This window comes from Streptomyces sp. CA-249302 (assembly GCF_050936785.1).
Taxonomy (GTDB): domain Bacteria; phylum Actinomycetota; class Actinomycetes; order Streptomycetales; family Streptomycetaceae; genus Streptomyces.
The window spans coordinates 1,693,849-1,708,042 of record NZ_JBNJMG010000001.1 but is presented as its reverse complement, the minus strand read 5'-3'; the positions used below and the strand labels follow the sequence as shown (position 1 = coordinate 1,708,042).

General features: G+C 71.4%; 10 protein-coding genes. 4 read left to right on the top strand and 6 right to left on the bottom strand.

Translation table 11 applies throughout. The annotated features are described in order from the left end of the window. The first annotated feature begins 17 nt into the window (after positions 1–17). Positions 18–3,653 (top strand): hydantoinase B/oxoprolinase family protein, encoded by a 3,636-nt coding sequence (locus tag ACQEWB_RS07695; protein ID WP_432828405.1) that lies wholly within the window; start codon positions 18–20, stop codon positions 3,651–3,653. Further along, complete coding sequence (locus ACQEWB_RS07690; RefSeq protein WP_432828403.1) at positions 3,634–4,239, top strand: GTP-binding protein; 606 nt, start codon at positions 3,634–3,636, stop codon at positions 4,237–4,239. The genes ACQEWB_RS07695 and ACQEWB_RS07690 overlap by 20 nt, the downstream gene beginning before the upstream one ends. Positions 4,240–4,328: 89 nt before the next feature. On the opposite strand, the gene glpK is transcribed toward ACQEWB_RS07690, so the two are convergent. From glpK to ACQEWB_RS07665, 5 genes are all read right to left on the bottom strand, one after another. Further along, positions 4,329–5,840, bottom strand: a complete 1,512-nt coding sequence (gene glpK / locus ACQEWB_RS07685) for a glycerol kinase GlpK (RefSeq protein ID WP_432828401.1) — start codon at positions 5,838–5,840, stop codon at positions 4,329–4,331. Positions 5,841–5,898: 58 nt separating this feature from the next. Continuing rightward, positions 5,899–6,624, bottom strand: coding sequence for an MIP/aquaporin family protein (locus ACQEWB_RS07680; RefSeq protein WP_432828399.1), 726 nt, complete (start codon positions 6,622–6,624; stop codon positions 5,899–5,901). A gap of 366 nt (positions 6,625–6,990) precedes the next feature. Further along, positions 6,991–8,616 (bottom strand): GGDEF domain-containing protein, encoded by a 1,626-nt coding sequence (locus tag ACQEWB_RS07675; RefSeq protein ID WP_432828397.1) that lies wholly within the window; start codon positions 8,614–8,616, stop codon positions 6,991–6,993. Positions 8,617–8,719: 103 nt separating this feature from the next. Beyond that, entirely contained in the window at positions 8,720–9,910 is a 1,191-nt protein-coding gene (locus ACQEWB_RS07670; RefSeq protein WP_432828395.1) for a lipid-transfer protein, read from the bottom strand. Then, complete coding sequence (locus ACQEWB_RS07665; protein WP_432843681.1) at positions 9,900–10,331, bottom strand: Zn-ribbon domain-containing OB-fold protein; 432 nt, start codon at positions 10,329–10,331, stop codon at positions 9,900–9,902. Before ACQEWB_RS07665 ends, ACQEWB_RS07670 begins: the two co-directional genes overlap by 11 nt. Before the next feature lie 99 nt (positions 10,332–10,430). Between ACQEWB_RS07665 and ACQEWB_RS07660 the strand changes: the two genes are divergently transcribed. Next, entirely contained in the window at positions 10,431–11,240 is an 810-nt protein-coding gene (locus ACQEWB_RS07660; protein WP_432828393.1) for a M15 family metallopeptidase, read from the top strand. 47 nt (positions 11,241–11,287) lie between these two features. Further along, positions 11,288–11,824 carry an NUDIX domain-containing protein gene (locus tag ACQEWB_RS07655; protein ID WP_432828391.1) on the top strand — a complete coding sequence of 179 codons (537 nt, stop codon included), beginning with the start codon at positions 11,288–11,290 and terminating at the stop codon, positions 11,822–11,824. Here the strand turns inward: ACQEWB_RS07655 and ACQEWB_RS07650 are convergent. After that, positions 11,815–14,193: a glycoside hydrolase family 31 protein gene (locus ACQEWB_RS07650; protein WP_432828389.1), complete on the bottom strand. Its 2,379-nt coding sequence runs from the start codon at positions 14,191–14,193 to the stop codon at positions 11,815–11,817. The genes ACQEWB_RS07655 and ACQEWB_RS07650 overlap by 10 nt on opposite strands. Between the last annotated feature and the right edge of the window lies 1 nt (position 14,194).

Sequence of the window (14,194 nt, the reverse complement as noted above, 5' to 3'; positions counted from 1 at the left end):
GGAAGCGGGGTAGCGACGTGACAGGCTGGCAGTTCTGGGTCGACAGGGGCGGCACCTTCACCGACATCGTCGCGCGACGCCCGGACGGCCGCCTGCTCACCCACAAGCTGCTGTCGGAGAACCCGGCACGCTACTCCGACGCGGCCGTCGCGGGCGTACGCGCTCTCCTGGACGGCTCCCAGGACCCCGTCGAGGCGGTCCGCATGGGGACGACGGTCGCCACCAACGCCCTCCTGGAGCGCAAGGGCGAACGCACCCTCCTGGTCGTCACCCGAGGCTTCCGCGACGCCCTGCGGATCGCCTACCAGAACCGCCCGCACATCTTCGCCCGCCGCATCGAACTCCCCGGCCTGCTCCACGAGCGCGTGGTGGAGGTCGACGAGCGCATCGCCGCCGACGGCACCGTCCTGCGCGCCCCCGACCTGGATGCCCTGACCGGCCCGCTCCAGGAGGCGTACGACGACGGGATCCGCGCCGTCGCCGTCGTCTGTGTGCACAGCCACCTCCACCCCGCCCACGAACAGGCAGTCGGCGAGCTGGCCGCCCGGATCGGCTTCCCGCAGATCTCGCTGTCCAGCGAGGTCAGCCCGCTGATGAAGCTCGTCCCGCGCGGGGACACCGCGGTCGTCGACGCCTACCTGTCGCCTGTCCTGCGCCGATACGTCCAGCACGTCGCCGACGAACTCGAAGGCGTACGGCTGATGTTCATGCAGTCCAACGGCGGCCTCGCCGAAGCCGGGCAGTTCCGCGGCAAGGACGCCATCCTCTCCGGGCCCGCCGGGGGCATCGTCGGCATGGCCCGGATGTCGCAACTGGCCGGCTTCGACCGGGTCATCGGCTTCGACATGGGCGGCACCTCCACCGACGTCTCGCACTTCGCGGGCGAGTACGAACGTGTCTTCACCACGCAGATCGCCGGCGTCCGGCTGCGCGCCCCCATGCTGGACATCGACACCGTGGCGGCCGGCGGCGGCTCGGTGCTCCACTTCGACGGCTCCCGCTACCGCGTGGGGCCGGACTCGGCGGGCGCGGACCCGGGGCCCGCCTGCTACCGCGGTGGCGGTCCGCTCGCCGTCACCGACGCCAACGTCATGCTCGGCCGCATCCAACCCGCCCACTTCCCCAGGGTGTTCGGCCCGGACGGCGACCAGCCCCTCGACGCGGAACTCGTCCGCGACCGCTTCGCCGCCCTGGCGCGCGAGATCGGCGAGAGCACCGGCGACGACCGCACGCCCGAACAGGTCGCCGAGGGCTACCTGCAGATCGCCGTCGCCAACATCGCCAACGCCGTCAAGCGGATCTCCGTGCAGAAGGGCCACGACGTCACCCGCTACGCCCTGACCACCTTCGGCGGGGCCGGCGGCCAGCACGCGTGCATGGTGGCCGACTCGCTGGGCATCCGCACCGTCCTCGTGCCGCCCATGGCCGGCGTCCTGTCCGCCCTCGGCATCGGCCTGGCGGACACCACCGCCATGCGCGAACAGTCCGTCGAGGCGCCCCTGGAGCCCGCCTCGATGCCGGGCGTCCTCAAGACCGCCGACGACCTCGAAGGAGCGGCCCGCGCCGAACTCCTCGCCGAGGACATCCCCGAGGAGCGCATCCGGGTCACCCGCCGCGCCCAACTCCGCTACGACGGCACCGACACCACCCTCACCGTCGGGCTGACCGAGCCCGACGCGATGCGGCACGCCTTCGAAGAACGTCATCGCGCCACGTACTCCTTCACACTCGACCGCCCGGTCGTCGTCGAAGCCCTCTCCGTGGAAGCCACCGGCATCACCGAACCCCCCGATCTCTCCGCCCTCGCCCCGTACGAAGGCCGCTCCGCCACCCCGGACACCGTCCGCCTCCACACCGGCGGCGCCTGGCGCGACGTCCCCCTCCACCGCCGCGAGGACCTTCCTCCCGGCGACACCGTCACCGGCCCCGCGATCATCACCGAGGCCAGTGCGACGACCGTCGTCGACGACGGCTGGCGGGCCGTGGCGCGAGACGACGGGCATCTGGTCATGGAACGCGCGGCGGTTACGGAGAGTTCCGATCTCGGCACAGCAGCCGACCCGGTTCTCCTCGAGGTCTTCAACAACCTCTTCATGTCCATCGCCGAGCAGATGGGTGCCCGGCTGGAGTCCACGGCCCAGTCCGTCAACATCAAGGAGCGGCTGGACTTCTCCTGCGCACTCTTCGACCCGGACGGGAACCTGGTGGCCAACGCCCCCCACATCCCCGTCCACCTGGGCTCGATGGGCACCAGCGTCAAGGAGGTCATCCGGCGCCGCGGCTCCTCGATGCGGCCCGGCGACACCTACGCCGTCAACGACCCCTACCACGGCGGCACCCACCTGCCCGACGTCACCGTGATCACCCCGGTCTTCGACACGGCGGACACGCAGGGTGACCGGATCCTCTTCTACGTCGCCTCCCGCGGCCACCACGCGGAGATCGGCGGCATCGCCCCGGGCTCCATGCCCGCGAACAGCCGCACCATCGACGAGGAGGGCATCCTCTTCGACAACTGGTTGCTCGCCGAGAACGGCCGCTTCCGCGAGAAGGAGACCCTCGGCCTCCTCACCGAGGCGCCTTACCCCTCCCGCAATCCGAAGACCAACCTGGCCGACCTGCGCGCCCAGATCGCCGCCAACCAGAAGGGCGTCGACGAAGTCGCCCGCATGATCGGGAACTTCGGCCTCGACGTCGTACAGGCCTATATGAAGCACGTCCAGGACAACGCCGAAGAGGCCGTTCGCCGGGTCGTCGACGCCCTCGACGACGGCGAGTACGCCTACGAGACCGACTCGGGCGCCGTCATCCGGGTACGCGTGCGCGTGGACCGCGAAAACCGCTCCGCCACCGTCGACTTCACCGGCACGTCACCCCAGCTGACCAGCAACTTCAACGCCCCCTTCGCGGTGGTCAACGCGGCCGTCCTGTACGTCTTCCGCACCCTCGTCGCCGACGACATCCCGCTCAACGACGGCTGTCTGCGCCCCCTGGACATCGTCGTGCCGCCCGGCTCCATGCTCGGGCCCGAGCCGCCGGCCGCCGTCGTCGCGGGCAACGTCGAGACCTCCCAGGCCATCACCGGCGCCCTGTACGCGGCGCTCGGCGTCCAGGCCGAGGGCTCCGGGACCATGAACAACGTGACCTTCGGCAACGAACGCCACCAGTACTACGAGACCGTCGCCTCCGGATCCGGCGCGGGCGACGGCTTCCCCGGCGCGCCCGTCGTCCAGACCCACATGACCAACTCCCGGCTGACCGATCCCGAAGTCCTGGAGTGGCGGCTGCCGGTACGGCTCGACGAGTTCGCCGTCCGGCCCGGCAGCGGCGGCGCCGGACGCTGGCCCGGCGGGGACGGCGCCGTTCGCCGTATCCGCTTCCTGGAGCCCATGACGGTCTCCACGCTGTCCCAGCACCGCAGGGTCCCGCCGTACGGCATGGCGGGCGGCGAGCCCGGCGCGCTGGGCGCCAACCGTGTGGAGCGCGCCGACGGCACGGTCACCGCGCTCGGCGGCAGCGACGCGGCCGACGTCGGGCCCGGCGACGTACTCGTCATCGAAACCCCGGGCGGCGGAGGCTACGGCCCACCGCCGCCGCACCCCCAACAAGCCCATGAAGCAGGAGAAGAGATCGATGATCTTCGGGCGTTCTGAGCGCGGGAAGCCTCCGGTCGAGCCCGTCACGCTCAAGATCCTGGTGGCCGGCGGCTTCGGTGTGGGCAAGACCACCCTGGTCGGCGCGGTCAGCGAGATCCGGCCGCTGCGCACCGAGGAACTGCTCACCGAGGCCGGGCGTCCGGTCGACGACACGAGCGGCGTGGAGGGCAAGCACACCACCACCGTGGCCATGGACTTCGGCCGCATCACGCTCCGCGAGGACCTGGTGCTGTACCTGTTCGGCACGCCCGGGCAGGAGCGGTTCTGGTTCATGTGGGACGAGCTCTCCGAGGGCGCCCTGGGCGCCGTCGTCCTCGCGGACACCCGCCGCCTGGAGGACTGCTTCGCCGCGGTCGACTACTTCGAGCGGCGTTCCATACCCTTCGTCGTCGGCGTCAACTGCTTCGAGGGAGCGGCGCGTTACCCCGACGAGGCCGTCCGCCAGGCCCTGGACCTCGACAAGGACGTACCGGTCCTGCTGTGCGACGCCCGCGACCGGGAGTCCGTCAAGGAGGTCCTCATCGGAGTGGTCAAGCACGCGATGGCGCAGGCCGCCGAGCGCCGCGAGACCGTCACCACCTGAGGCGCGCATACGGCCCGTACCCTCGCCGACCGGGGTACGGGCCGCAGTCATGCGCACGCGCGCGTGCGTCTGGCTCTCGGTGTCCTCTGCTAGCTCTCGGTGTCCTCCGCCCAGCCGAAGCTCTTCTCCACGGCCTTGCGCCAGTTGTGGTACTCACGGTCGCGTACGGACGCCTCCATGGCGGGCGTCCACTCGACGTCCTTCTGCCAGTGGGACTTCAGCTCGTCGAGGTCGTTCCACACCCCGGTGGCCAGACCGGCCGCGTAGGCGGCGCCCAGACAGGTGGTCTCGGAGACCTTGGGGCGGACCACCGGAACGTCCAGCACGTCCGCCTGGTGCTGCATGAGCAGGTTGTTCTTGGTCATTCCGCCGTCCACCTTCAGGGTGGTGATGTGCACCCCGGAGTCCTGGTACATGGCGTCCACGACCTCACGGGTCTGCCAGCTGGTCGCCTCCAGCACGGCCCGCGCGAGGTGCGCCTTGGTGACGTACCGGGTCAGGCCGGTGACGACACCGCGCGCGTCGGAGCGCCAGTACGGCGCGAACAGTCCCGAGAACGCGGGCACGATGTACGCGCCGCCGTTGTCCTCGACACTCTCCGCCAGCGGCTCGATCTCGTCGGCGCTGCGGATGATGCCGAGCTGGTCGCGGAACCACTGGACGAGCGCGCCCGTTATCGCGATGGAACCCTCCAAGCAGTAGACCGGCGCCTCACTCCCGATCTTGTAACCCATCGTCGTCAGCAGCCCGTTCTTCGACGGCACCGGCCGGTTGCCGGTGTTGAGCAGCAGGAAGGAGCCCGTGCCGTAGGTGTTCTTCGCCGTACCGACGTCGTAGCAGGCCTGCCCGAACACGGCCGCCTGCTGGTCGCCGAGGGCCGACGCCACCGGCACACCGGCCAGCTGGCCCACAGCCGTGCCGTACACCTCGGCCGAGGACCTGATCTCCGGGAGGACGGCCTCGGGGACGCTCATCGCGGAGAGGATGGACGGGTCCCACTGGAGGGTCTCGAGGTTCATCAGCATGGTGCGGCCGGCGTTGGTCACGTCCGTGACGTGCTGTCCGCCGTCGGTGCCGCCGGTGAGGTTCCAGATGAGCCAGGAGTCGATGGTGCCGAAGGCGATCTCGCCGTTCTCGGCGCGGGCCCTGAGGCCGGGCACGTTGTCGAGCAGCCAGGCGGCCTTCGGGCCGGAGAAGTAGGTGGCGAGGGGCAGCCCGGTCTGCTCGCGGAAGCGGTCCTGGCCGTCCGCCCCGCCGAGCTGGTTGACCAGGCCCGCGGTGCGCGTGTCCTGCCAGACGATCGCGTTGTGCACGGGCTTGCCCGTCGCGCGGTCCCACAGGACCGTGGTCTCGCGCTGGTTGGTGATGCCGAGTGCGCTGAGCTGGTCGGCGCGCAGTCCCGCCTTGGCGATCGCGCCCGCGACCACCGCCTGCACCTTGGACCAGATCTCGGTGGCGTCGTGCTCCACCCAGCCCGGCTTGGGGAAGATCTGGCGGTGCTCACGCTGGTCGACGGCGACGATCGCGCCGTCCTGGTTGAAGACGATGCAGCGGCTGGAGGTGGTGCCCTGGTCGATAGCGGCGACGAACTTGTCCGTCATGACGTCCCCTTCGTCGTTCCTGCGAGAGGCTGCCTGGGTCAGGAGGCTGCTTGGGAGATCAGAAGGCTGCTTTGAAGATGAGCCCGGAAAGCACCCCGCCGATCAGCGGTCCGACCACCGGGATCCACGAGTAGCTCCAGTCCGAGGTCCCCTTGTTGGGGATCGGGAGCAGGCTGTGGACGATGCGGGGGCCCAGGTCACGGGCCGGGTTGATGGCGTATCCCGTCGGCCCGCCGAGCGACAGACCGATGCCGACCACCAGGAACGACACGACCAGCACCGCCGTGCCGGACTCGCCCAGCCCCTTGGTCAGACCGAAGGCCAGGATGGGGAGCACCAGACCGATGGTCGCGATGATCTCGGTCATGAGGTTCGCGACGGGATTGCGGATCGCGGGCGCCGTCGAGAAGATCCCGAGCGTCGGCTGCGCGATCTCCTCCTCGGCATTGGCCTGGAACTGTGCGAAGTAGACCAGCCAGCACAGGACCGCGCCCAGCATCGCGCCGACCATCTGACCAGCGATGTAGAGCGGAACCTTGTCCCACTTCCCGGTGTCCACGGCGATACCGATCGTCACCGCGGGGTTCAGCTGCCCGCCGGACAGCGGCGCGGCCGTGTAGGCCCCGGCCATCACGCCGAAACCCCAGCCGAACGCGATGACGATCCAGCCGGAGTTCTGCGCCTTCGAGTAGTTCAGTACGACCGCGGCGACCACGCCGGCGCCGAAGAGGATCAGGATCGCGGTACCGATGACCTCACCGACGAATATGTCTCCGTTGCTCATGGCGGCTCCTAGGCCCTGGCCCGGGGTGTTCGACCCCGGTCCTCCGTGCAGGGTGCGTTTCCCATGGCTACTTCAGCCGAAGGGCAGGGAGGATCCGCGCCCCGCCCGGCGTCCGTGACGAGCGTGCCGTCGCAGCCGAATCGCCCGTGGGGGAGTGGGCCAGTTCTTCAGGCGGGGCCCGTGCGGTGTGTGCCTGGATACACCGTGTATGTACGGCGATGTCGACCGACACCGGAAGTGTTCCCCGACGCTCAGAGAGCGTCAAGGTCGCGGACCGCAACGATGACAGCCACCTGCGCGTGCCCGCGGTGGACACAGGGGCCGCGGGGGGTACGACGACGAGCTCGTCCCCGGTCCGGCGACGGCTCAGCCGGCCTGCGCGGGCGCCGCCTGCGCACCGCGCAGGATCTCGTGACCCGGCAGACCCGCCTGGCCCATCACCCAGCTCGCTCCGTGCAGCGCCTTGGCGGCCTTCTTCAGCGGCGCCAGACAGGCGGCGGCCTGCCGGTGGTCCGGCACGCTGCCGGGCGGACACAGGACCGTCGCCAGGGACAGGGTGACGGCCCGCCCACCCGCCGACCAGGGCGCGTCCAGCACGGCGGCGGCCAGCGGACCCAGCCACTCCGGATCGGTCAGCACCAGGAAGTCGTCCCCGCCGATGTGACCCACGCGGGTGCTCCCGGACGCCATGTGTTGAAGCGCCCGTCCTACGGACCGGATCAGCTCGTCGCCTGCGGCGAATCCGGCCCCGTCGTTGACCTGCTTGAAGTGGTCCACGTCCAGCCAGCTCAGGGCGAAGGTCCGGCGGTCACCGATGCGCCGGTCGACCTCCGCGGTGATCGCGTCCGAGCCGGGCAGCCGCGTCAGCGGATTGAGCCCGGCCGCCTCCTCGACCCGGCTCTCGGCCAGCGCCCGTACCAGGTCCGCCAGCCGGACGACGCCCACGCACCGCCCGTACCGGTCGACCACCGCCACGTCGTCCGACGTGCGGTCGCTGTCGCCGACGGCCACCACGTCCAGGACCTCCCAGGCGGTGGCGTCGACGCCCACCGTCCGCGGCGGATCGCCGAGCTTGGCGGCGGGCCGGTCCGCGTACAGCGCGTGCCCGTAAGGGCCGGACATCGACAGCAGGAAGCGCGAGCGGTGCACCGACCTGATCGGTGCACCGTGGGCATTCACGAGGAGCACCCCGGACACTTCGGGCGACCCGGTCAGCAGGGCCCTCACCTGCCCCGCGGAGGCGGTGACGGGCAGCAGGGCGGCCGGCCGCACGAACTCGCGCACGGACGGCCCCGCCTTCGGAACCGCCGCGACCGCCGGGAATCGGGGCGGAATGTATACATCCGCCGCGGGCAGCCGGGCCGGCGGCGCGAACAGCTCGCCCTGGGCCAGCTGGGCACCGGCCGACACCGCGGCGGCGCACTGCAGCTCCGTCTCCACGCCCTCGACGGACAGCAGCGCCCCCAACTGCTCGCACAGTGTCCGCATCGCCCGCACCGCCGCCGGCCGCGCCAGCAGCGAGGCGTCGAGTTTCACCAGGTCCGGCGCCAGGTCGGTGAGCAGCCGCAGGGGTACGTCCCCGTCCCCGATGCCGTCCGCACTGATCCGGAAGCCCTGCGCCCGCAGCCCACCCACCGCCTCCAGGAGCGCCTGCTGAGGCACGTGCGTGTACGGCGGCCCGACGTCGACCGTCACCTCCCAGGGCAGCCGCCCGGCCTCGCGCACGGCGTCGTGCAGCGGGGTGAGGCCGCCGAGGTCGGCGAGGGTGCCCGCGAACACGTTGACGTGCAGCGGCAGCAGCGTCTCCTTGCGCGCGGCAGCGCGGATCGCCAACACCGCCAGCCTGCCGTCGAGTTCGGGGTCCCGTCGGGCTTCTGCCAGGATGTCCCCGCTCTCCGGGCGGGCGAGTATCTCCAGCCCCGCGACCCCTCCGGTGGTCAGATTGACCACCGGCTGGAAGGCGAAGCGGAGATTATCCGTCCAGGAGCGCACGGGAGCATGATGACCCCACAGGCGCACGCCCAGGGCCAATTCATGAGACGTTCACGCAGGATTCCGGGCCGATCACGCAGCGTACGAGAAAGGGCTTGCCCCCTCACCGCACCGCGATCACCGCCGACCCGTGCCCGAACAACCCCTGGTTCGCCGTGATCCCCACGCGCGCGCCCGCGACCTGCCGGTCACCCGCCTCCCCTCTCAACTGCCAGGTCAGCTCGCATACCTGGGCGATCGCCTGGGCCGGAACAGCCTCGCCGAAGGAGGCCAGCCCGCCGCTCGCGTTCACCGGTATTCGTCCGCCCGGGGCCGTCGCGCCTTCCCGCAGCAGCTTCGCGCCCTCGCCCTCCCCGCACAGCCCGAGATCCTCGTACCACTGCAACTCCAATGCCGTGGACAGGTCGTAGACCTCCGCGAGGGAAAGGTCCTCCGGTCCGAGGCCGGCCTCTTCGTACGCCGCACGCGCGATGGACGCCCGGAACGTCTCGTCGGCGGGCGCCACCGCCACCGCGGAGTCCGTCGCGATGTCGGGCAGATCGAGCACCGTGCTCGGATACCGCGGGGTCACGGTCGACACCGCCCGGATCCGCACCGGCTCCGCCACCCCGTGCCGACGTGCGAACTCCATGCTGGACAGCACCAGCGCCGCCCCACCGTCCGACGTCGCGCAGATGTCGAGCAGCCGCAGCGGATCCGCCACCACGGCCGATGCCGCGACCTCCTCCGCGGTGACCCGCTTGCGGTAGCGGGCATGGGGATTGAGTGCTCCCAGGGCCGAGTTCTTCACTTTGACCTGCGCGAAGTCCTCCAGGGTGTCCCCGTGCACGGCCATCCGGCGGCGGGCGTAGAGCCCGAAGTACGTGGGATTGGTCGCGCCCAGCACACGGAAGCGCAGCCAGTCGGGGTCGTCGGCGCGATCCCCGCCCGCGGGCCGGAAGAACCCCTTGGGCGCGGCGTCGGCGCCCACCACCAGCACCACGTCCGCGAGGCCCGAAAGTATCTGCGCCCGCGCCGTGTTGACGGCCTGGGCACCGGACGCGCACGCCGCGTACACGCTCGCCACCCGGGCCCCCTGCCAGCCGAGCGCCTTCGCGAAGGTCGCGCCCGCCACATAGCCCGGATAGCCGCCGCGCACCGTGTCCGCGCCGACCACCGACCCGACCTCACACCACTCCAGGCCCGCGTCGGAGAGCGCGGCTCGGGCCGCTGCCACGCCGTACTCGACGAAGCTGCGCCCCCACTTGCCCCACGGGTGCATGCCCGCGCCGAGCACCGCCACCTCACCCGTCATGCCCCACCCCCGTCGGCCGCCAGTGCCAGGTCGTCCAGGTCGTCTCCGCGTCCTCGTGCAGCACGCCGGGGACGACCTCCACCTCCATGCCCACCGTCAGATCGGCGACGGTGACCCCGGGTGCCGCCTGTCCCAGTACCACCAGTCGCTCTGCCTCCAGCTCCACAGCGATCAACGCGTACGGCTCCCACGGAAGTTCCGGGTTCGTCACATAGGGTGACGGCGGCCGGTACTGGCTGTCCGTGTACGACCACACGCGCCCGCGCCGGGACAGCGGCACCTCCTGGAGATCGCCGCCGGGACACCCGGGATTGCGGCAGTGGATGTCCTCGCGGGGGAAGAAAACCGAGGCGCATGCCGCGCAACGGGTGCCGAGGAGTCTGAAGCCGTCCCCCTCGCCGGTGAACCAGCCGTCGACCACCGGCGTGCGTATTCGCGACACGGTCCCTCCCTGCAGCATCATCTGACGGAACGTCAGAAAGTGTGTCACGGGCATGCGGAATTGGGCAGGGCAGGAGACATGACACGACTCACCAGTGCAGTACGCGGGCTGATCACCGCCCTCGCCGCCCTACTGGCGGTGACCGCGGCCTCGGCCACCGCCCGGGCGGAGTCCGAGCCCAAGGCGCCGAGCGACTTCGTGGCCCTGAGAACCGTCGACCCGACGATCATCCAGGAGATGCGCTACTTCACCCCGCACAACTTCGTGGGCGAGCGCATCGACGGCTACGAGCAGCCGATCTGCATCCTCACCCGCCCGGCCGCCGACGCCCTCCACAAGGCCCAGGAGAAGCTGCTGAGCGAGGGCTACACCCTCAAGGTTTACGACTGCTACCGGCCGCAGCGCGCGGTGAACCACTTCGTCCGCTGGGCCGAGGACCTCGACGACCAGGCGATGAAGGGCGAGTTCTACCCGAACGTCGACAAGACCCGGCTCTTCGAGGACGGCTACATCGCGGAGAAATCCGGCCACAGTCGCGGCTCGACCATGGACCTCACGATCGTGAAACTCCCCGCCGAGCCGACCCGGCCGTACCACCCCGGAGAGCCTCTCGTGCCCTGCTACGAGCCCCAGGACGAGCGCTTCCCGGACAACTCCGTCGACATGGGCACCGGTTTCGACTGCTTCGACACCCTCGCGCACACCCTCGACCCGCGCATCCAGGGCGAACAGCGCGACAACCGCCTGCTGCTCAAGAGCACCCTCGAGGAGCTCGGATTCGTGAACCTCGCCGAGGAGTGGTGGCACTACACGTACAAGCCCGAGCCCTATCCGGACACCTACTTCGACTTCCCCGTGGCCTGGAAGTCCCTCATCAGCGGCGACTGAGCCGCCCCCGGAAGACGCCCTTCCCCTGATCGGATACAGTCCGCCGCGTGTCCGAAACTCAATCCTCCACCCCCAACTCCGCGCCCGACTCCCACTGTTCGAGCTGCGGAGCGCCCTATGGAGAGGGCGTCTCCGGCTGGCCCCGCACCTGTCCGGTCTGCCACGCCGTGGCCTATCGCAACCCGTTGCCGGTCGCGATCGCACTCCAGCCCGTGTACGACACCAAAGGCACCGCCCTGGTCGTCATCACCCGAACCATCGCTCCCGCGCGCGGGGGCATCGCACTGCCCGGCGGCTACGTCGACCACCGTGAGGACTGGCGGCAGGCCGTCGTCCGCGAGCTCAAGGAAGAGACCGGCATCGACGCGGCGAGCCGCGACGTACGGCTCGTCGACGCCCTGAGCTCCCCGGACGGCCACCTGCTGCTGTTCGGGCTGCTGCCGGAACGCCCGGCGGACGGCCTGCCGTCGTCCGCCGCCACGGACGAGACGGAGGGCTGGCACCTCCTGCGCCGGCCGGAGGAACTCGCCTTCCCCCTGCACACGCTGGCCGTACGGGCCTGGTTCGAGGGACGCTACATCTGAGCCGCGTCCTCCCCGAGCCCCCGCACTCGGACCGGGTAGGGCGGCTCGACCGGGCCGCCCTCGCCCTCCCGCTCCACCACCAGCCTCCGTCCCGCCCAACGGGTGACATAGCGTTCGAGTTCCGGCTCGTCCCATCCGTCGCCCGCGTCCGGTACCACCAGGCCGCCTCCGGTACGGCCCTGGGCCGGCGCCCACACCTCCAGCTCCAGCCCGCCGTCGTCCCCGCGCACGGGGACGACGGCACCCGCGCGTGCCAGCACCGGGATCCGCGCCAAGGGAGCGTCGAGCAGCACCTGCCCCGGCCCCTCGTACACCCGCTCCGTCGCGGTGTCGTACCAGCGGCCCCGCGGCAGCTGCACCGCACGCCGGTCCGCGCCCGGATCGAGCACCGGGGCGACCAGCAGACAGTCGCCCAGCAGGAAGGCGTCCTCGCAGTCGCGCAGCGCCCGGTCCTCGGGCGCGCCCCACCACGGCGGCCGCACATAGGGCGCGCCCGTGCGCCGGGCCAGATGCGCCAGCGTCATGAAGTACGGCAGCAGCCGCCGGCGCTCGACGAGCGCCACGCGCGCGTGCTCCAGCACGTCCGCCCCGAACTCCCACGGTTCCCGGCGACCGGCCCGCAGACTCGCGTGGGTGCGGAACAGCGGCAGATACGCGCCCAGTTGGAACCAGCGCAGATACAGCTCGGGAGAGGGACTCCCGTCGAAACCGCCCACGTCCGGCCCCGAGTACGGCACCCCGCACAGCCCCAGGCCCATCACCAGCGACAGCGAGGCGCGCAGCCCGGGCCACCCCGTGGCCACGTCGCCGGACCAGGTGCCCCCGTAGCGCTGCATACCGGCCCACCCGGAGCGCGAGAAGACGAACGGCCGCTCCTGGGGCGCCAGTTCCCGCAGCCCCTCGTAGCCCGCCCTGGCCATGCACAGGCCGTAGACGTTGTGCGCCTCCCGATGGTCGCCGCCGCGGCCCTCCAGGGAGTGTCCGGCCGAGCGCGGCAGCGTCGACTCCCCGAAGGCGGTGAACGAGGTGGGTTCGTTCATGTCGTGCCAGAAACCCGAGAACCCCTGGGCCAGCCGCTCCTCGTAGAGACCGCCCCACCACTCACGCACGCGCGCGTGCGTGAAGTCCGGGAAGACCGCCTCCCCGGGCCACACGACCCCGCGCACCACCCGGCCCGAGGCGTCCCGCACGAACGCGTCCTCGGCGGTCCCGCTGTCGTACACGGCATTGCCCGGCTCCGCCTTGACCGCGGGGTCGACGATCGACACCAGCCGGATCCCGTCCCGCCGCAGCTCATCGGCCAGCACCGGCAACTTGGGGAAGTGCTCGTGGTCGACCGTGAACACCTGGTGCTCGTCATAGTGGTCGATGTCCAAATGGACGGCGTCCAGGGGCAGCCCCCGCTCCTGGTACCCGGAGACGATCCGCCGCACCTCCTGCTCGCTGCCGAAGCCCCACCGCGCGTGGTGATGACCCAGCGCCCAGGCGGGCGGCAGCGCCGGCGCGCCCGTGAGCGACGCCCAGGCGAGCAGCACGCGCGCGGGAGTGCCCACCATCACCCAGCAGCGCAACGGGCCGCCGTCCACGCGGAGCTCGCTCGTCCCCGCGCGGTCGTGCCCGGAACCGGCGCCCTCCTCGCCCTCCCGCAGGGTCACCGTGCCGTCCCAGGAGGTGTCGTGGAACACCAGATGTGTGGCCGCGTCGGCCACTACCAGCTGCACCGGCATCGTGATGTACAGCGGATCGTCGCCGGGACCGAACGCATGGCCCGGGTCCGTGTTCCAGAGGCGGTACGTCCCCCCGCGCAGCCGAGGCCCCGACGCGCGTCCCCCGAGCCCGAAGAACCGCGCGTCCGCCGCGACCTCGGAACGCTGCATCCAGCGCGCGTCGCCGCCCCCGACCGGCTCCCACCATCTGGGCGGCAGATCACGGCGCAGGGTCACACCACCGGGCGTACGCACCTCGACCGCGCCGTGCCGCGAGACCATGACCGTCATCCGCTCGGCCACCACCCGCCAGCCGCCGTCCTTGTCGGGCTCCAGGACCGCCCGCGGATCCGGCTCCGGGCAGCGGCCCCCGAGCGCGTACGACGGCTCGGGACCGGCCCCGTCCCAGCCCCAGAACACCGCCCCGTTCACGGCGACCACGATCTTCAGCTCGGACCGGCCGAACCGGACGATCCCGCCGCCCGGACCGGGCTCCACCTCCCGCACCGGCCCCGGCACCCGCGCACGCTCGGCACCCCGCGGCGGCAGCGCGCCGGCATCGGCACGCCTCCTGCGCCACGCCGCCCGCACGGTACGCAACCTCTGGGCCGCCCCCGCAGAACCGACCACCCTCATCGAACGCACCAGGTCACGACCGTCCATG